Source organism: Bacillus sp. M6-12, from assembly GCF_002860285.1.
Taxonomy (GTDB): Bacteria; Bacillota; Bacilli; order Bacillales; family DSM-1321; genus Peribacillus.
Window position 1 is genome coordinate 44254 of sequence record NZ_PGVF01000016.1, and the last position, 19513, is coordinate 63766.

General features: G+C 38.5%; 19 protein-coding genes and 1 tRNA gene. 14 read left to right on the plus strand and 6 right to left on the minus strand.

Annotated features, from left to right (window positions below; all coding sequences use genetic code 11):
* The first annotated feature begins 98 nt into the window (after positions 1-98).
* The 4 genes from CVD28_RS29120 to CVD28_RS18485 all read left to right on the plus strand — a co-directional run bounded on the left by CVD28_RS29120 (position 99) and on the right by CVD28_RS18485 (position 1804).
* A complete protein-coding gene (locus CVD28_RS29120; protein ID WP_308315103.1) occupies positions 99-296 on the plus strand; it encodes an ATP-binding cassette domain-containing protein in 198 nt (65 codons plus the stop codon).
* Positions 262-933, plus strand: a complete 672-nt coding sequence (locus tag CVD28_RS18475; RefSeq protein WP_101594865.1) for an ATP-binding cassette domain-containing protein — start codon at positions 262-264, stop codon at positions 931-933. The genes CVD28_RS29120 and CVD28_RS18475 overlap by 35 nt, the downstream gene beginning before the upstream one ends.
* The gene (locus CVD28_RS18480) at positions 930-1673 is read left to right on the plus strand and encodes a hypothetical protein (protein ID WP_101594869.1); all 744 of its coding nucleotides are present in this window, start codon (positions 930-932) and stop codon (positions 1671-1673) included. The genes CVD28_RS18475 and CVD28_RS18480 overlap by 4 nt, the downstream gene beginning before the upstream one ends.
* 58 nt (positions 1674-1731) lie before the next feature.
* Positions 1732-1804, plus strand: a tRNA-Val gene (locus CVD28_RS18485).
* Positions 1805-1923: 119 nt separating this feature from the next.
* Here CVD28_RS18485 and CVD28_RS18490 read toward each other — a convergent pair.
* A complete protein-coding gene (locus tag CVD28_RS18490) occupies positions 1924-2859 on the minus strand; it encodes a tyrosine-type recombinase/integrase (protein ID WP_257985914.1) in 936 nt (311 codons plus the stop codon).
* A 185-nt stretch (positions 2860-3044) separates the two neighbouring features.
* The gene (locus CVD28_RS18495) at positions 3045-3710 is read right to left on the minus strand and encodes a helix-turn-helix transcriptional regulator (protein WP_101594873.1); all 666 of its coding nucleotides are present in this window, start codon (positions 3708-3710) and stop codon (positions 3045-3047) included.
* A 207-nt stretch (positions 3711-3917) separates the two neighbouring features.
* On the opposite strand from CVD28_RS18495, the gene CVD28_RS18500 reads away from it, so the two are divergent.
* From CVD28_RS18500 to CVD28_RS18520, 5 genes are all read left to right on the plus strand, one after another.
* Positions 3918-4292, plus strand: a complete 375-nt coding sequence (locus tag CVD28_RS18500) for a RidA family protein (RefSeq protein WP_101594876.1) — start codon at positions 3918-3920, stop codon at positions 4290-4292.
* Positions 4293-4363: 71 nt separating this feature from the next.
* The gene (locus CVD28_RS18505; RefSeq protein ID WP_101594879.1) at positions 4364-5407 is read left to right on the plus strand and encodes a TRAP transporter substrate-binding protein; all 1044 of its coding nucleotides are present in this window, start codon (positions 4364-4366) and stop codon (positions 5405-5407) included.
* Positions 5408-5485: 78 nt separating this feature from the next.
* Positions 5486-5995 carry a TRAP transporter small permease subunit gene (locus tag CVD28_RS18510; RefSeq protein ID WP_180954218.1) on the plus strand — a complete coding sequence of 170 codons (510 nt, stop codon included), beginning with the start codon at positions 5486-5488 and terminating at the stop codon, positions 5993-5995.
* 6 nt (positions 5996-6001) lie between these two features.
* Positions 6002-7300, plus strand: a complete 1299-nt coding sequence (locus CVD28_RS18515) for a TRAP transporter large permease (RefSeq protein WP_101594885.1) — start codon at positions 6002-6004, stop codon at positions 7298-7300.
* A gap of 33 nt (positions 7301-7333) precedes the next feature.
* Positions 7334-8269 (plus strand): glutamate cyclase domain-containing protein, encoded by a 936-nt coding sequence (locus CVD28_RS18520; RefSeq protein WP_101594891.1) that lies wholly within the window; start codon positions 7334-7336, stop codon positions 8267-8269.
* Between the two features lie 499 nt (positions 8270-8768).
* Here CVD28_RS18520 and CVD28_RS18530 read toward each other — a convergent pair whose 3' ends face one another.
* The 3 genes from CVD28_RS18530 to CVD28_RS18545 form a co-directional block, all read right to left on the minus strand.
* Complete coding sequence (locus CVD28_RS18530; RefSeq protein WP_101594894.1) at positions 8769-9950, minus strand: hypothetical protein; 1182 nt, start codon at positions 9948-9950, stop codon at positions 8769-8771.
* Positions 9951-9963: 13 nt separating this feature from the next.
* A complete protein-coding gene (locus tag CVD28_RS18535) occupies positions 9964-10833 on the minus strand; it encodes a hypothetical protein (protein ID WP_101594897.1) in 870 nt (289 codons plus the stop codon).
* 686 nt (positions 10834-11519) lie between these two features.
* A complete protein-coding gene (locus CVD28_RS18545) occupies positions 11520-11687 on the minus strand; it encodes a DUF1259 domain-containing protein (RefSeq protein WP_101594906.1) in 168 nt (55 codons plus the stop codon).
* 125 nt (positions 11688-11812) lie between these two features.
* Between CVD28_RS18545 and CVD28_RS18550 the strand changes: the two genes are divergently transcribed.
* The gene (locus tag CVD28_RS18550) at positions 11813-11992 is read left to right on the plus strand and encodes a hypothetical protein (protein WP_101594911.1); all 180 of its coding nucleotides are present in this window, start codon (positions 11813-11815) and stop codon (positions 11990-11992) included.
* A gap of 715 nt (positions 11993-12707) precedes the next feature.
* On the opposite strand, the gene CVD28_RS18555 is transcribed toward CVD28_RS18550, so the two are convergent.
* Positions 12708-13547, minus strand: coding sequence for a cation diffusion facilitator family transporter (locus tag CVD28_RS18555; protein WP_180954219.1), 840 nt, complete (start codon positions 13545-13547; stop codon positions 12708-12710).
* A 483-nt stretch (positions 13548-14030) separates the two neighbouring features.
* Here CVD28_RS18555 and CVD28_RS18560 point away from each other — a divergent pair, with 483 nt between their 5' ends.
* From CVD28_RS18560 to CVD28_RS18575, 4 genes are all read left to right on the plus strand, one after another.
* Complete coding sequence (locus tag CVD28_RS18560) at positions 14031-15038, plus strand: LacI family DNA-binding transcriptional regulator (RefSeq protein WP_101594917.1); 1008 nt, start codon at positions 14031-14033, stop codon at positions 15036-15038.
* Between the two features lie 414 nt (positions 15039-15452).
* Positions 15453-16625 (plus strand): substrate-binding domain-containing protein, encoded by a 1173-nt coding sequence (locus CVD28_RS18565; protein WP_101594920.1) that lies wholly within the window; start codon positions 15453-15455, stop codon positions 16623-16625.
* Between the two features lie 167 nt (positions 16626-16792).
* Positions 16793-18301 (plus strand): sugar ABC transporter ATP-binding protein, encoded by a 1509-nt coding sequence (locus CVD28_RS18570; RefSeq protein ID WP_308315104.1) that lies wholly within the window; start codon positions 16793-16795, stop codon positions 18299-18301.
* Positions 18282-19274, plus strand: a complete 993-nt coding sequence (locus tag CVD28_RS18575) for an ABC transporter permease (protein WP_101594924.1) — start codon at positions 18282-18284, stop codon at positions 19272-19274. The genes CVD28_RS18570 and CVD28_RS18575 overlap by 20 nt, the downstream gene beginning before the upstream one ends.
* Positions 19275-19513: the final 239 nt, after the last annotated feature.

A 19513-nucleotide genomic window follows, 5' to 3' on the forward strand; every position in this document is an offset into this window, starting at 1 on the left:
TTCTGTAGTTTATCAACATGATCAAAGTCAATACGAATAAAATGCCTGATACTTTAAAATTTATTAGTTTTAGTAAAATTATGGTAAAGGGTGGATGTATGGAACGGGACTTATTGTTGGCGGAAAATGCTGAAAAGAAAATAGACGGAACTGTGAAATTAAGCGGAATTAGCTGTACAGTGCAACAGAATAAAGCGGTCGCTCTTATTGGCCATAATGGTTCAGGAAAGAGCAGTATGCTGAAGCTGATTGCAGGAATATATGAAGCAAGCTCGGGGAAGGCTGAACGAGCCTAAGTCATGCGGGTACATACCTGAACATTTTCCGGAAGGAATTCGCTTTCAGCTGAAGGAATATTTAATATTGATGGGACAAATATCCGGCATAAACGGTGCTGAAATAAATAGAAGAATAGCAGTGTACGCCGAGCGGTTTCAGATAAAATCTTTCCTTCAAACCCCGCTCAAAAAGTGTTCCAAAGGTACGATGCAAAAGGCAGGTATCATTCAGGCATTGCTTTCTGATAATGAATTGCTGCTTCTGGACGAGCCACTGACAGGCCTTGACCCTGCTTCGAAAAATGAACTGCTGGATATTTTGAAAGAGCTTAAGAATGAACACACCATTGTATTTACAGCACATGAAAAGGAAACAGCAGACCTTCTGGCAGACCGGGTTTTCGTACTGGAAGGGGGCAGGCTGCGGATTGACGGGGCGTTCCCAACGTCTGAAGAGCAGATGTTTACCGTAAGTGCCAAGGTGCCAGACCACATCAATGAGGCGTTATGGAAAGATCTGCAGGCAACTGTGAAAAAACAGAACGGGGCATCCGAATTTACGGTGGCTGAAGTAAATGTAGATGAATTGTTATTGCTGCTGCTTCAAAATGGAGGCAGCGTTAGAGATGTAAGGCAAAAGAGGGGAAAGCTATGAAAGCTTTTATCAGCTATCAGCTGAAAAACTATATCCGTTCGCTTACATTCATTCCGCCAGCTGCGGCCTTTATCATTTGGGTAGCTATATTGTATGCCTATAAAAATGTTCCTATCCTAAGCAGCTACGGAAGCTCGGCCCTTGTCCTCTATCTTATAATGGCATGGATCACAATGGGCATATTCAAGCTTGAAACAGAAACAGAAAAACACTTGCTTCTCCTGCATTTGAAAAAGAAGGACCGCTACCTGTACGGAAAGTGGATATCGAGTGCCATCATTATTGTCCCATTATTTTTGCTGGCCCATTTTCTTCCTATTATAACTGTGAGCTATAGGGGAACCTTGGAGCTTGAGCATCATGGGTTATCATTATTCAGCCATCTGTTCATGGGGCTATTAGGCATACTTGCCGGAAGTCTCTTCATGGGGACAAAATTAGCTCGAGAGAAATATGTTTGGCCGCTTGCCATACTATTTCTGTCCGTTTCCTTAGCCTATGAACAGCTGCACGAGAAGCTGCCAGCAGTGTTCGGATGGCTGCTATGGGCACTGCCGCCAATAAGGGTTCATGATAGATCCTCTTGCCAAGGGAGACAACTACCAGCCGGATGCCACTTTCTATACCAATGCCGGAATTTCCGTTCTATATATTCTTGCAGCAGCTTTCATAATCCGAATACTATTCTTGAAAAACGAACGTTAAATAAACTATTGACTTTTCTAAACAAATCAATATAATTAAATATGTACTCTAAGTCAGGCACTTACTTAGTAAGCGCGATTTAGACCATATTTCGATCTGTTAGCTCAGCTGGGAGAGCACTACCTTGACAGGGTAGGGGTCGGCGGTTCGAGCCCGTCACAGGTCATCCTTTTTAGAAGCCTCAATCCCTTGATATAAAAGGGTTTGGGGCTTTTTTGTTTTTTACTGACTGCACTCAAAATGGCACTCTTAGAGGGAGTGGTGCCATTTTGGTGCCATAGTAAGTTAGTTAGATTTAGCAAAAGCATCAATTTGATTTGCCGCTTCTTCTTGCATGCTTGGTAACACGTGGGAGTATATATCAAGCGTTGTTTTAATGTTGCTGTGTCCTAAACGCTCTGAAATAACTTTGGCGTGTACACCTTTTGCAAGAAGCATGGTAACATGCGAATGGCGTAAATCATGAAAACGAATGGCAGCGACGCCTGCTTCTTTAACCAGTCGAAGAAAAGTTCGTTTTAGGTTATTCGGATTAACTGGTGTCCCTTTTGTAGTACAAACTACTAGATCATTATCCAAATAAACTGGCCCGCACTTTAACTTCTCTTTAGCTATGCTAACCTTTTGTGACTGTAAAGCAGAGAGAGTTTCTTCAGGTAGTGTAATACCTCTTATACCGCTATTAGTTTTAGCGCCAGTGAGAAATTGTTTTCCGTCCTTACTAAGGGTTTGTCGAACATATAATACTCCCTTTTCAAGATCAACATCTCTCCAACGCAATCCCAGTATTTCTCCCCGCCACATTCCGGTCATAATTGTTAGGTGAAAGGCTAAATAAAAGCGGTCTTGCTTTGCTGTATTTAGAAAAGTTTTCATTTCAGCAACTTCCCATACATTATCCTTCTTCTTTTTTACACTTGGTAACTGTATCGTTTTAATCGGATTAGAAGGCAAGAGTTCCATATTTACTGCATAATCCAAAGAACTCTTCATGATGTTGTAAATTTTTGTGATAGTTGAGCCAGCTAAACCTTCATCATGTAACTCATTTACATAGTTTTGGAGAAGAATAGGAGTTAATGATGACAACACGGTATGACCAAGAGCAGGAATTATCCTATGATTGATGTATGATTCATAGGTTCCTGCTGTCTGAAAGTTATGCTGTTTGATCATGTAAGTAAAACAATCGGGTATTAAGAGAGCTTTTGTTGTGGGCAAATTATAAATCTCTATACAATACAGATGCTGTCCAAAAAAAACAGTAATTCAAGCACGAGTGACTGTTTTGCGTTATAACAAACGTATTAATTTATTTACCGGGTAAATTTAGATTTTAAACTTCGACTTGCTGTCTTGCTAATTAATGACGGCTTTCTCAGTGAAAAACTAATCTTTTTATATCTTTAATCTTTTTCCTTTACTTTTTGCAAGTATCTGTACAGCGTTGCCTCTGACACCTTAAGAATCCTCGCTACCTCATTAACTGCGCCTTTAAGTAAGAAAACTCCCTTTTTATTCAATTCATACACGATATCAATTTTTTCCTCTTGTGTCATTCTACCGGGTTTAACCGCTTTCGTACTTAGAATTGCATCAATAGAACTCGTTGTTAAATCTTCAATTGATGAACTTAAATTCTCCATTATTTTCATTTGATCTATATCTAGACTAGCTTTTATTTTATGCTCAGTTATTTGTTTCACTGAATCTATCAACTGATGATAAGCACTTAAATCAGAATTGATACATAACATCCCGATGATATTATTTAAATCATTTCTAATAAAGAAAGTAGAAGATTGAAGTTTGTCTGAATTTTTGGATTGACCTGTGTAATTAGTTACAAAATCTAACTCTTGCAAATTTTTATTTTTCACTACATTTAATACCAAGTTAGTTGCAGGTCCACCAACCTGCCGTCCACTTATATGATTATTTCTTATGGCAATAATTGAATTTTCAAGATTTGTTAAATCATGCAAAACCACTTCATGATTTTTGCCCAATACTTCAGCTAAAAAATCGACCAGTTTACTATATTTCTGTAACTTTGCACTATCTTGCGACAAGCATTACACCCCCGAAATGTTAAAAGACTAATAGTAGTATCCTAAATGTTATGCACTCTACATTGAGAGTAATACTATTAATCTTCACTAATAAGTTGAGTCTAAATTATTTAAATATTTTGAACATTTTTATCAAATGCACTTCATAACATTAAATTATAATAATAATAATTTATTATCATTGAAAATTTTAAGGGGTGATAAAGAATGAGACAAATAGTTAACAGCAAGAGTGCTTCAAAAGCAATCGGTCCTTATTCACATGCTGTTGTTGCGGGGGAACTGGTTTTTATCTCTGGACAGCTGCCAATTAATCCTCAAAGTAACGAAATTCCTGATGAAGTTGCAGAACAAACGAAACAGTCAATAGAAAACTTACAATCCATTCTAAGTGATATCCATTTAAAATTGGATGACGTAGTAAAGACCACAGTATATATCAAAGATATGAATGATTTTGAACAAATGAATGAAGTGTATGGGCAATATTTTAAAAGTCATTATCCTGCTCGCGTGTGTGTCGAAGTATCAAGACTTCCAAAAGATTCCCTTGTTGAAATTGACGCAATTGCTATCAAGTAAGAGCTATAAGTATTAAGCAGACGGTGTAGGTTCGTTCATTGTAGAAATTTTAGGAGGATGATTTCTAAGATATGAAAAAAATACTTTTTCCGTTATTGATGATATCTATGCTTGCTTTATCTGCTTGTGCAGGAGGCGCTTCTTCAAATAGTAAGGATGGAGCTAGTGTTGATAAAAATAATACAAAATCCAGTGAAGCTATAGAATGGGATTTCAACCTCCATGTTGGTTTAGATCAAGGACCTGGGGTTTATATGACCGAATTTACGAAGGCAGTAAAAGAAAGGACTAACGGTAAATTAGATATTGTACCTCGTCCTCCTGGAGAACTTCCTTATAAAGGCATGGAATCAGTGCGTGTAGTGGGTGATAGGTCTATTGAAATGGCTGATGCACCGGTAGGTTATATTGCTGGGGACGTTAAAGCAGCCATTATTCCAACTTGGCCATTCCTAGCCTCTGAAAATATGGATGTATTTAAGAAAGCTGTAGATGCTGTAATGCCTTATGCGGAAAAGGAATTAGCAGACCATGGTATAGAAGTGCTGTTTTTCTTGCAGGATCCTCCTCAACGAATATGGGGTAAGGGAAAACCGGTTAAAAAGCTTGAAGACTTGAAAGGATTAAAGATTCGTACTTTCGCACCCGAACAACAGGAATTTTTGAAAAAACTAGGAGCTATTCCTGTCTCACTAGCATTTTCGGAAGTTCCAGCGGCAATCCAAAGAGGGGTGATTGATGCCGCTATAACTGGAGCGACCGGAGCACATGATGCCAAATGGGATGAATTTTTAGATTGGGGTTATGATTTACCGTTTTCAGGTTCTGGCGCTTTTATGCTTGTAAACTCCGCAGCACTCGCTGAATTGCCAGAAGAAACAAGGGCGATTGTTGAGGAAGAAGCAAAAAAATGGGAAGAAAAAGGAAACGCAGAAGCGATCGGGTATGAAGATACAGCCATAAAAGGACTTACTGATAAAGGAGTAAAAATCTATAAGGCTTCGCCTGAAGATTTTGCTAAAGCTCAAGAAATCGTTAGACCTTACTGGGAAAAATGGAGTTCCACTCCACTTATGAAAGAAGCCCTGGATAAGGTTTTAACTTCAATAGAGTAACTATAGTGGCAGGAAGCTGCTTTAAGTCAAATTTAAGGCAGCTTTCCATCCAATTTAACGATGGGGGGGATAAGTACAATGAAAACAACATGGAATTATATAAATAAAATTGTATTATCACTAACAAAATTTAATCTTGTAATGGCTATAATCGCACTAATTGCAATGACGATACTAGTATTTATAGAGATTGTAAGCCGCTCGCTCCTTGATAAGTCGACATTAATCGCAGATGAGATGACTGGATACTTCAATGTTGCCATTTTGTTCTTGGGGCTATCTTTTACCTTTAAGTCAAACGGATTGATAAAGATTACGATTTTATATGATCGATTTTCAGCAAGATGGAAAAGTATAGCAGATATAATCAGCATGACAATTGCCATTGCTTTCACCTTAGTCCTTCTTGTTTATATTTGGGCCACATTCTATCAATCCTTTATTGGAAAGGCAACATCAGTCTTTATAAGCAGGACACCTCTTTACATTCCCCAGTTTGTTATGGTAATAGGCATTGTGTTTTTTGTTCTTCAGATTCTGATTTTATATGTAGAAAAGATAAAAAAGAGCATTAGGGGAAAGGAGTGAAAAAATGTGGAATGGTATATGTTATTTATTTGCTATGTAGGAATCTTGCTGTTACTCCTTTGTTTAGGAACCTGGGTACCGTTTGCCTTAGGTGCAACAGGGCTGGTAGGCCTGTATTTGCTTGGTGACCCTACTTCGTTCCAAGCACTAGGATTTATAGCTTGGAATAGTGTTAATAATTTTGAATTAACTTCAATCCCCTTATTTATTCTTATGGGTGACATCATACTTAAAAGTGGTATTAGTCACAAATTCTATTACAGTGCTTCAGTATTATTAAGAAAGTTACCAGGTGGACTGTTACAGACGAATATAGTTTCTTGTTCTTTCTTCGCCGCAATTAGTGGATCAAGCCTGGCGACTGCAGCGGCTATAGGATCTGTATCTGTTCCTGAGTTAACAAAAAGAGGTTACAACCGGCCAATGATTTTTGGTTCGTTAGGCGGAGGAGGAGCTCTTGGGATTCTGATTCCACCTAGTATACCCTTAATTATTTATGGCTCAATGGTTGAAGAATCGGTTGCAAAATTATTTATTGCAGGTATAGTACCTGGGTTAGTAGCAACACTAATCTTTATGATTTATATAGCTGTTATGTGTTTAATCAAACCGGAATTGACTCCTGATTTGGAGCCAACTACATGGAGTGAAAAAATCAAAAGTATTGGGGGTATTCTTCCGCTCACTATCCTTGTGGGGTTAATCGCAAGTGGGATCTACTTAGGATTTACCACTCCAACTGAAGCGGCAGGATTCGGTGTCGTAGCTGCATTAATCATTTGTGGATTTTATAAAAAAATAACCTATGAAAATATCAAACAATCATTAATTAGTACCGTTAAAACAACCAGTATGGTTTTATTTATCGTAGTAGCAGCTCAAATTCTTTCCTATTTAATAGTGAAGTCAGGAATCAATAGAGGGCTAACTGACTGGGTTGTAAGTCTTGATCCTTCACCGGCTTTATTCTTAATCGTAATCATCCTCTTGTACCTAATATTAGGCTGCCTAATAGATGGATTATCATTAATTTTTTTAACTCTCCCGGTACTTTGGCCTTTAGTGCAAGCGATGGGTTTTGATCCTATCTGGTTTGGTATTTTGTTAGTCATACTAATTGAGGTTGCTCAGATCACCCCACCAGTTGGTTTAAACTTATACGTCTTACAGGGTATTGCAGGGGAAAAGACTCCACTTACTGACATTATAAAAGGCAATATCCCCTACTTTTTCCTGTACTTATTCTTAGCCCTTTTAATCATCCTATTCCCTCAAATAGTTTTATGGCTACCTTCAAATATGTAATGATAATAAATTAAAAAATAGGAGGAACAAAACATGAAAGTAATTTGTGAAAATCTTGATAGAATGGTTACAACAGAAATTAGGTCACAATATTTACCCAGAGGTGTCGTTGCTTCCCTGTATGACGCAGTGAGACAGGATCATAATGAACCTATTACCTATCAAATTGCCAGCGCTCTAAAGGAAAAACTTGATGGGAAGGAAGAGTGTAAGATTGGCATATTTACAGGTGTATGGCATCCGGAATATTTTCCTAATGGAGAAAATGATGGACCTATTGGCTGCGTCGCCCTTGGGAAAGCATTACATCTTGGGGGAGCTGAAGTAATCTATTGTGTGGAAAAAGAAGTAGCTCCTATTATGGAAGAACTATGTAAACATTTGCAAATCCCAGCAAATATCTTTTCTTTGTCAAGAACCGATGTAGCACATAATGAAAAGTTAGCAGAAATATTAGATTGTGGAATCTTTATAGAAAAATTAGGTTCTGCCCAAGATGGGAATCACCATTTTGCTACTGGAGGTACTCGTCCAGGCCAAGATGCTCCGTTAGAATCAATGTTAACAAAAATGCGGGATAACAATAAACTGACCATTGGTGTAGGTGATAATGGTAACGAGATTGGGTTTGGAAAAATCCATGATGAAACTAAAAAAGTTGTTCCTTTTAATGAAAAGGTAACAGTTATGGCTACAGACTACTTGCTTCCTTCATCGGTATCAAATATTGGAGCTTACGGTATTACAGCCGCATTAGCACTTGTTATGGAAAACCTAGAAATGCTTCATAACCCTGATGATGAAGTGGAGCTTATAAAAATATGCGCAGCTTTGGATTGCCGAGATGGTGGATTTGGGAAAGCTCATAATTTTGTGGATGGAATATCAGATAAGTCTGTAGCTTCAGTTGTAGAAATAATAAAAGAGATTGTTTCGCTTTACTATACGCAAGAAAAAAGAGGTTTTTAATATAAAGGTAAGAAGGAGACAGTCTATGTCTCCTTCTCTTATATTATAAACTATGTAACGGTGACAAGATTTCCGCTGTATCATTTTGGGGCTTTTTAACAAGTTTGGATACTGGATATAGGTATCGATAAACAGACGATGCTCGCGGTAGTCATGGTTACTTGCGTAATAGCCTTTCCTATGCATGGTTTCTTCGGAGCTTATCCGATAAAGTTGGTCGGCGCCCAATTTATATTTTCAGTGCCTTATGTGCAGCAGCATTTGCTTTTCCCTTCTTTTACTTATTGGAAAGTGGCTCTTTCCTACTTATGCTGTTGGGATATATATTATTGATTAATACTGGGCACAATTCAATTAATTCAGTACAGCATGTTGCATTTCAAACGAACAATAAGCATGCAAAAAACCTTCCGTTAATTCAAAATCGGAAGGTTTTTTTATTTGATATTTAAAGGGTTATTGACACTTGAAACGAAGAAATAGATCGTATTGTTAATAGTTATACAATTAATGTATTTTCAAGCGATTCCAATTCCTCCTGTATGAGGAGAAGGTGCTTTGTAAAGGCACTTACAAGCAATCGGTAGTGCTCGGTATTCAAATTTCCAAATAAATTTTTCTCCCATTGCTTGATTGTATCTGTTACTATTTTTTGGCTAATTATCAGCATGTGCTTTTGCAGGGTTAAATTCTTTAATTCCTTTAGAGGCGTAACATTGAACTGTGTTAAAAACTGTTGCTGGTATTGCCTGGTGGCTGATGTTATCTGTTCTTTTCTCTTTTTGATAGCTTCTTGTTTTGTAGCAAAGCCAACAGCAATGGATGCGACAACAGCAAATAGTGCTACGGGCGGAAATACATTTAACAATGCATAAGTGATTGTGTGCCAGCCCATTGCCAATCCTATCGATCCGGCAACCGCAGAACCAATACCGATTACCAAAGTTTGTTCGGAAGTTCCCATTTTAAAATCAATTGTTAATGTATTGTTTGCTTGTTTCGCAAGACTAAAGGCAGATAAACGATTCATGCTTGGTACCTGACTTTTAATCATCTTTTCCCAATTTCCCTGAAAGCTTTTGCTCGCTTCATTTAAAAGGGTTGTGACTTCATTTCCGACCTTGTTCGGGGAAAGATGTTTTTCCATGACTTTTTCCACGATTGAACGTTCATCAATCACCTTATCATTGCTGGTAATCTTGGAGCCACCTAAATCTACAGCCACATCATTCGCCTTTTTTACGGCCCAATTTAAAATGGTTCCTGTCTTTTTTGCGGAATCGCGAATGCCTGAATACCATTCACCGTCCCTCTCGATCTCCCTATGCATCAGCACTCCTTTTTCATGAAAGTAGTTATCTAATTTATCGAATAAATCGTCAAAAAATATCTGCGTGCTCATGGGTATATATTGAAGTAAATTTCTTTCTTTAATGGCCATTTCCTCACTGATATTTAAATATCTGCTTGCCTGAGCTTGGATTGTGATTTGTTCCTGAAGCAGGGCAACCTTTTTCTCGGCAACTGTAGAGGAAGGATTGGATAAAACCTTATGGAATTCATCGACGCTTTTTTGAAGTGAACTGGAAATATTCAAAGCTATCTCAGGGTCTTCAACTGCCATTTTGTTAAACGCATCCTGAAAGGATCTCAAAGAGATAATTTGTTGGGTAATATCCATACCGGTGCTCCTTTTATGAAATTTGTAAGGAAATTTTTCTGAAAATACTATTAGCTGGTTTAATAAGGTCCTGTACTTTTGTAAAGGCTTTTTCCGGATTATTGAGTACATATTTGACAGCAACCGCAGTACCGATACCGACCATACATCCGAGCCAAACAGGGCCGCCTATCACTGTTCCGACTGCAATTGCAGAGCCTGATACAATAGCACCTTTTCCCGCTGTAATAAGAGCTTCTTTTTTATCCTCAGCTTTATAAATCGAGTAAGCCATTCCACCCGCGGCTACAGGCAATAGGAAGGGATTGGCTGTAGCCAGTGACGATACTAAAAAAGAACCGGATAAATTTGAGAGAAGGGAAGGGTCTGCTTTTTTTCCCATAATCAGGCTGCTGGTTAACGCTAGACATCCACCAATAAGTTCCGGACCATTTAGTGTCAGGGCATCAGCCAAAAAAGGCTTTGAGATTCCAAACTCCTGGCAGTATGAGGCGATTGAATTGAACTGTTCCCCGGTTAAAGTAAAAAACGGATTTATACCACTAACGGAAGCTACGTCCCTAAGCAAATGCTCACTTGCCTGAGCTATCTCGGTGAGGAAGGAATCATCCGCTTTTACATCCTTTACTGCGTGGATTGAGCTTAATAAAGAATGTTGCCCATCCAGTAAATGATGATAGTTCGAACCACCAATTCTGGTGGCATTATAAACAGAATCTATAGCAGTATCATACGCATCGAAATTATGGTTAAATTCGGAAGCGAGTAATTGAGACAAAGGGTGGCTCCCTAGTACCAGCCCGGTGTCAGCCATCAATATAGGTGTAGAGGAGGAGGTTAATCCAAGCTCCATTTTTTTTAATCGGCGTTCAAAATTATTCATAGGACCTCCAAGATAGAAATGTTATAGTGCGATTTATTTACTTTTTACATCGGAAAGATAACCAATTATTTTAATTTATCAAGTGAAGTTCTTTCCAATTAGATTAAAAAAACGGATGGATGATCTACCCAGGTTTTGGATATCCTCCCTTCAATATGAAGCTACCATCCTATGAAAGAGAATACATTGAGGATATCCATAAAAGAAATAGGGAGTTTCTCGAACTACGCGAAAATAAAAAGAGATTGAGGATGTTTGCAGAGATAGAAGAAGTGGTGGAAAGTAAGTTAGAGATTGCACTGACTGATTCAAGCAATAAAAAAGTCGGCAAGGACCAATTAATGTTTGTGTTTTAAAAAAGATGTCACTCTCGTTTGGAGTACCCGCAGGGCAAATTACAAAATAAACGGAATATAAAAAGAGCGGTGCAATTAGCACTGCTCTTTCATTGATTTATCACTGTTTAATTTGAATCAAAGGATTATTCCCAGTATTTTAAAAAAATATTATATGTGTTCAACAATTTAGGGGGGAACCTTTTATAAATGTACAAGAAGAGGGAGACAACTGAATGTATATGAGGTACAGTTTAACTCGAATCTAAATAAATTGATGCAATTTATGGAGCCGCAATATTCGTCTTATTGAACAGCTAGCTCAATTAAACGCGCCCTTTGTGTTACTTTCTACAAACATCCAAATAGCACCCTAGAAAACACCTGCTTCCGTGCTGCTTCAATGCTGTTTCTAGCAAACTCAAATGGGTCCCCAACATTCACCCATTGCATGTACATTAGAAGTGGTGTATCAAAAAGCCAATGGTTATGGTCAGCTGGAACCGCTGATTTTAAAATGGAACCTAGGCAGTGTGTAAAAAAATAAAATTATTTTTACATAAAACGCATATTATTTGGTAATACATTTTTATCATGACGTAAATGAAATACAGGAAAATTATTAATAAGGAGGCAAGTCTATAGTGAACAGATTAAAAATCTTAAAGGAAAGAGTCCAAGTAGCTAGAGATAAAGCAGAGCAAATTAATGATATTAATCAGATTAGAACATTTGATTGGGTTTTACAGGAGATTGCAGGAATTGAGAATGATCTTAAGTCCAAGATTGAACGAAGGACACTGAATAAAAAAACGATAAAATAGTTAAAAAAATTACGTCACAACAAAAAAGAGACAAGTTCCCCAAGCTTGTCTCTTCCCTATACGTATCAAAAGAAAGTTAGGAAATAGTATGGTGCTGCTCTTTCAACCACAATATCCGATATGATATGCTTTACTGACTAAAGATCAAAAAGAGTACGAAGAAACTGTGACATAAGTACCCTGAGTAATCGCTTTTCTGCTTATTCAAAAGCTATCCAGTTGTTTATTGATGTTGTTTTTCCTAAAACGGGTGCGATAGTTAAAATTATTCTATTTACTTAATGATTGGTGCTTAGTAAAAAACCTAATTTTGGCAGGAGGTAATTCAAGAAAGGAGTAGATTCCAGGTAGAAAAGTTTCGCGCCCCTATTTATAGCATTAATGGACGGGTATTTAGAGAAGATATTTATTATCAAAAAACGCCGTACCTTTTAAAAAACTTTGTTGGTTTGCCAACACATTTTCGGACGAACCGAAAACTTTATACAGAATCACTAAATGATTCATCACATTTCTTTGACATTAAGCAGAAAGAGGCAGAGGAGTACTGGCTCTTTTATAAAAATAGTTACAAAAACTTTGTAAGGCATAGCCCTATTATCAACCGAATAAGTTAATGCGTTCCTCTCTTTCATCTAAGTACGGACATAAAGAGACAGTAATATGTCTCTTTTTTTTAGGTGCTTATGAAAGTAACTTTCCCCAATATCCCCCATTAATTCGGCTCGACATGGACGTGAACATCATAGACATTGTGTTCTTTTTTTAATGTATTTTCAACTTTTGTAGATATATCATGAGCATCTCGTAATTCCAAATTAGAATTAACAAGTATAACAGCATCCACCACAACGTAATTACCGTAATTCCTAGCTCTAATGTCTTTAACTCCTTTAACACCAAAGGTGCTAAGAATTGTATCTTTATAATCTCCTATCAACTGCTCATCAAAACCATCCGTCAAATCATGAGAGGCACCCCGAAAGATATCCCAAGCTGTTTTGCAAATCAGTAGACCGACGATAACAGCTGCAACTGTGTCAAGCCATGCAAGGTTAAATTGAGAACCGATAATACCAACTGCTGTTCCTATACTTACCCAAGCATCAGAAAGATTATCCTTTGCGGCAGCCATAACGGATTGACTATTAATCTTCTGAGCCAAGTTCCTGTTATAACGAAAAACAAAATACATCACGACTTCACAAAAAATTCCTGTCCAGGCTGCAAGTAAATCTGGTGCTTCTTTTCCTCCGTGGAATACAGAAGAGATTGCTGTGTACAAAACTTGAAGCCCAACAGCCATCATTATAAAAGATGCAACCAACGAAGCAACAGTTTCTGATTTCCAATGACCGTAAGGATGGTCCAAATCGGATGGCTTTTGAGCGATTTTGAGACCGATAAGGACAGCAATAGAAGCGATAATATCTGTCGCATTGTTTAATCCATCAGCTTTTAACGCTTCAGAATCTGCTGTGAAACCAATGAATAATTTTAAAGCAGATAAGAATATATAAGTGCAGATACTAAGAATAACTCCCCGTTCACCCATTTTTAAATCACTGTATCTCTGTTATTCCATAATTCCCTCCCAGTTTGAGCCCTTGAACATGATAACAGCCAGCTATCGGGTGGGTCTATAGCAATCTTTTGTCGTTTGTCTACAGAATTAATACCTATCAAAAAAATTTCGTAAGGTAAAAAATTACAAATGAAAGGAAAGCCAATTTTGTAAAAGATCGGGGCTGCCCCATAATGAAACGAACGGCGTATAGATATAGAAAAATGGATCATCTCGAACGAAGAATCCAGATTGAAACAGCCTTATCAGGTTAAACCACCTGTTTTGATGAACCATATTTTTAATTAATCTGACATGTGTTTTTATTTTCAGGAAAAGAGGATATTCATGTTGACAGATATGAGTTTTTAATCAAATTCTAATTATAATAAATTTTTTAACAAAAGATTGCATGCAGAAATGTAATCGGTTACAATAATCTCATAAGATAGTAATCTTGAAGGGAAATACAAAATGGTAAGAATAGTTGATGTTGCTAAAATGGCAAATGTCTCTACAGCAACCGTATCCAGGGTGATAAGCAACACGGGGAGTGTAAAGAGCGGTACCGCAGAAAAAGTTTTAGAGGCGATTCAAAAATTGAACTATCAGCCCAATTTGCTTGCAAGACAGCTAAGGAGACTGGAAACAAAAACAATTCTTGTGGTTGTTCCTGATATTACAAATACTTTTTTCTCCAATGTCCTGAGAGGAATAGAGGCGATTGCAAGTGAACACGGCTATCAGGTTCTTCTTGGAGACACCGAGAATATTGTTGAAAGAGAAAGCGGCTACTTAAATATTATCCGCCAAAAAAAGGCGGACGGCATGATCCTCTTAACAGCGAGAAGCAGTCAGAATTTATTGGAGGAAATAGCTCAAGAATACCCTGTAGTACTGGCATGCGAATACATTGAAGGCTCGAAGCTTCCGACCGTTTCAATAGATAATATCAGCAGCGCCAGAAAGGCTGCAGATTATCTAATTGGATTAGGACACAAGCGGATTGCGCATATTTCCGGCCCACTTGGAGTAGTAGTGGGACGGGACCGGTTAAGAGGATTCCAGCAGGCGATGATTCAGAATGGCCTGACTGTTGAGCCATTCCTTGTTCAGGAGGGAGACTTCACATTTGAGAGCGGCTTCAACCTTATGATGAAATTCTTGGCTTTAGAGCACTCGCCAACAGCGGTGTTTGCCGCAAATGACGAGATGGCGATTGGAGCGGTTAAAGCCATCAAATCCAAGGGATTAAAGGTTCCTGAAGATATCTCGGTTGTGGGCTTTGATGATATCAAGTTTGCATCTGTTTTCGAACCTGCCATCACCACGATAGCCCAGCCGACATTTGAACTCGGAAAAATAGCGATGGAATTATTGCTGAAGCTGATGAATAACGATGAATTGAAAAAAAAGCAGTACATGCTGGAGGATAGGCTTGTTGTACGAGAATCCTGCAAAGCGTTAGAAAGAGAAATGTAAAGGAGATAAAAGCCTTTCGTTCTCTTTTTAAGCAGAATTAATGTAAACGATTACAGTTTAACTACTCTGGGAATTTTGATAATTAAAGTAAAAACCTATATAAGGAATAAAAAATGTACCAAAAAATGTAATCGATTACACTTTTTCCATTAAAGGAGGTGATGCTGTTCAGCAGTGGAACTAGCGAATCTTTAACGGCATTAATCAAATATGTTTAATCAAATGAATTTTATAATGATAAACACCATAGTAGGAGGGCACTGCAGTTTACTGCATTGATTAAGGTGCTTACTAAAGCAAATTGTGAAGATCGGTTTATGTTTGAACTGAACAGTGATCCTAATCCTAAAAAAGCATTGAAATGAGCAAATACTTACATTTGAAATACACGCTAACTATTAACGGGGGGTTACCATGAAAAAAACTTATTTTAAATTCGCATCGATTCTATTAGCTGGCAGTATTGCTTTGGCAGGCTGCGGTCAACAAAGCGCGTCTACGTCGGGAGGCAAGGAGAATAAAGAGCCGGAAGTAACGCTTTCAACAACCGGACCGCTTACAATCAACCAGGATATTCCCGGCGATCAGGAAATCCTGAGTAAGGGACCTAATGGAGAAACGGCTGTTTCTGCAAAAACCTTGCAGCTGACCGAAGAAGAAGTTGCCAAAGTAAAGGAAGGCAAATATAAAGCTGCGATTGTTATGCACTATGCCGGCAATGACTGGGCAACCGCTCAAATTGACGGGTTAAAAGCAGCGTTCAAAAGACTTGGAATAGAAGTTGTAGCAGTTACCGATGCGCAGTTCAAGGCTGAAAAACAAGTTTCAGATATCGAGACTGTTTTAGCTAAAAAGCCGGATATTATAGTAGGGATCCCAGTTGACCCAGTGTCAACTGCAGGAGCATTTAAAAAAGCATCAGATGCAGGAGTTAAAGTAGTATTCATGGACAATACGCCAAGCGGCTTAACAGCAGGCAAGGATTATGTAAGTGTTGTTTCTGCTGATAACTACGGTAATGGGGTACAGGCTGCCGATATCATGGCAAAAGAGCTTGGTGAAAAAGGGAAAATTGGTGTGATCTATCATGATGCTGATTATTTTGTAACTAAACAGCGTACAGAAGCATTTGAAAAAACAGTAAAAGAAAAATATCCGGAAATGAAAATTGTGGCACGTGGAGGAATTGCTGCACCAAATGATGGTGAGAAAGTGGCTTCAGGTATGCTGACAAAAAACCCTGATCTTGATGGCATGTTTGTAGTATGGGATGTTCCGGCTGAGGGTGCTTTGGCAGCCGCTCGTACTGCAGGGAAGAATGACCTTGTTATCACTACGATTGACCTTGGAACGAATGTAGCTTTGGATATCGCGCAAGGTGGAAATATCAAAGGCTTGGGTGCACAGCTTCCGTTTGACCAGGGAATTTCAGAAGCCATTCTGGCTGCATATGGCTTGCTTGGCAAAGAAGCCCCTGCCTATGTCGCAGTTCCGGCTTTAAAAGTAACAAAAGACAATGTGCTTGACTCTTGGAAACTAGTTTACTCTAAGAACGCTCCAGAAACGGTACAGAACGCCGTAAAATAATTTGCTGGCAATACTTATAGCATAAAACTTGCTGGATAGCGCAACCGATTTGATTTCATGCTGTTGCCGTGTTCATACAAAAAAAGCGTTTGAAAAAATAATAACAGTAAGATTGCAAATACCATAGAGGCTGCTCTGTCGATCGGGTAGCCTCTTCAAAAAAGAAGGTGAATTGGTTGGAACAAACGATGCTTTCAATGAAAAATATTTCAAAGGCCTTTAATGGGATAGAGGTTTTAAAGTCAGTTGATTTCTCCGTCGTAAAAGGCGAAGTCCATGCCTTAATGGGGGGAAATGGTGCAGGAAAATCTACATTGATGAAAATATTAACCGGTGTGTACACAGCTGATGGCGGAGATGTCTTAATTGAGGGGAAACCGGTAACAATCAATGACATGAAAGATGCCAGAGCTAATAAAATATCGATGATCTTTCAAGAATTCAGTTTAATTCCGACATTGACCGTTGCAGAAAATATCTTTTTAACAAGAGAAGCAAAAACTTCATTAGGATTCCTCAATGACAAAGAGTGTGTTGAAAAAACAAGGGAACTTTTAAAAGAGTTAGAGGTTGATATCAACCCAAATGAATTAGTAGGAAATCTTGGAGTTGGATATTGGCAAATGACTGAAATTGCAAAAGCCCTCTCGCAAGAAGCTAAAATTTTAATAATGGATGAACCGACTTCTTCATTGACCAAGAATGAAACGGAAATACTTTTCAAATTCATTAACAAGCTAAAAAGAAAAGGGATTTCTATTATATATATATCACACCGTATGGACGAGATATTTGAGATTTGTGACCGAATTACCATTTTACGCGACGGTAAAAATATGGTTACGGAAAATTGTAAGGATATTCCTTTAGAAACTGTGATCCAGCATATTGTTGGTGCGGAAATGGATAAAGCTTTTGAATGGCAGGAACGGTCTTATCCACACGGTTCAAACCCAATATTGGAAGTGAAGAATCTAGCTTCCGGTTCTAGGGTCAACGATATAAGTTTCAAACTGTATCCTGGTGAAATCCTGGGTATTGCAGGCTTGATGGGAAGCGGAAGATCGGAAGTGGCCCGTTCAATCTTTGGAATAGACCCAATTGACAGCGGTGAAGTTTTTATTAATGGGGAAAAGCAATCGATTAAAAATCCGACAGATGCCATTTCAGCAGGACTCGCTTTAATTCCAGAGGATCGAAGGGTGCAGGGGCTTGTGCTCGCCCATAGCGTTAAGGAAAATATGATTCTTCCAATCCTCTCCAAACTTAAAAAAGGACCATTTGTTGATGATCGCAGGGCTATAGAATTATCCAATGAATTAGTGAAAAAACTCAACATCAAGACGGATAATATTTATAAAACAACCAGTTTGTTATCAGGCGGCAACCAGCAGAAAATTGTGCTGGCAAAATGGCTGGCAAATGATCCGGATGTTCTGATATTGGATGAGCCTACCATTGGTGTAGACATTGGTGCAAAGACAGAAATTATTGATATCATCCGTGAACTTGCTGATAGCGGAAAATCGATTTTAGTTATTTCATCAGAACTTCCTGAACTCCTCGCGGTAAGTGACAGAGTCATCGTATTGCACGATGGAAGAGTGGTTAAAGAACTAAATAGAATAGAAATTCAAGCGGAGGAGGAACTTCAACATGCTATCCAAGGATATTAAAATGAAGGATTCCATAAATGCAGCACCTTATAAATCCGGAAAAAAATTTGATTGGCGGGACTATATTGTATATATTGCCTTCATAGGTGTGCTCGTCTATTTTTCTATTAGTTTATTTGATGAAGGCTTTTTATCATCGCAAAATTTAATGAATATTTTCCGTCAAACGGCCATGATCTCAATCATGGCAGTCGCTATGACATTTGTTATCAGTACCGGTGAAATTGACTTATCGGTTGGTTCCATCACAGCCTTGGCTTCTTTGACTACAGCATTGGCCATACAAGCCGGATTTGGACTTTTTGGCGGCGTTGTTGTTGGTTTGGGAACTGGAATTTTAATTGGACTCATTAACGGTCTTCTTATTACAAAAGTAGCCATCCCTTCTTTCCTTGTTACACTTGGGATGATGGGGATTGTCCGGGGATTGGCGATGTGGTCCACCAATACAGCACCTGTACCGATTCTTGACCAAAACTTCAATTTCTTTTTCGGTTCCGGTGATCTTGGCCCGATACCGATTTTGTTGGTTTGGACTTTTGTATTTGCATTAGTGGGACATATTCTGCTGCGAAAAACTTCATTTGGCAGACAAACTCTTGCTACAGGCGGTAATGAAAGCGCCGCTAAATTCTCTGGGGTAAAAACCGCAAAAGTTAAACTGATGGTATTTATCGGTACAGGATTAGCCGCCGGGTTCGCAGGTATTTTATATGCAGGCCGTATGCAGGCAGGCCGGTATACATTTGGAGAAGGCGATGAGCTTTCTGTTATTGCTGCTGTCATTCTGGGCGGAACGGCCCTTGCTGGCGGAGTAGGAACAGTTGTAGGGACAGTTATTGGATCCTTAATGATAGGTACGATAAATAACGGGCTAATCATCATGGGACTTGACGTTAGCCAACAAATGATTGTCAGAGGTTTAATTATTATCCTAGCAGTTGCTATCGGTCGTAAAACGATTAAACGATAAAGACTGACTGTGGAATGCGCATAGAATAGGATGGATTTTCAAACAGAGGGTGCCCTATTTGGGAACATCCTCTGTTTCTGCTGGTTCACGCTCGATTTTTACTTGGTGCTAAATTGAATTAGATAAATGTTGTGATACAAATGGCCAGTGAAGACGCAAAGGATTCTCCTCATAAATGGATATCGGATGATGTCTAGCTCCAGCGCCCAGCCCTTCGAGGTCATAAACAATAGCTTCGG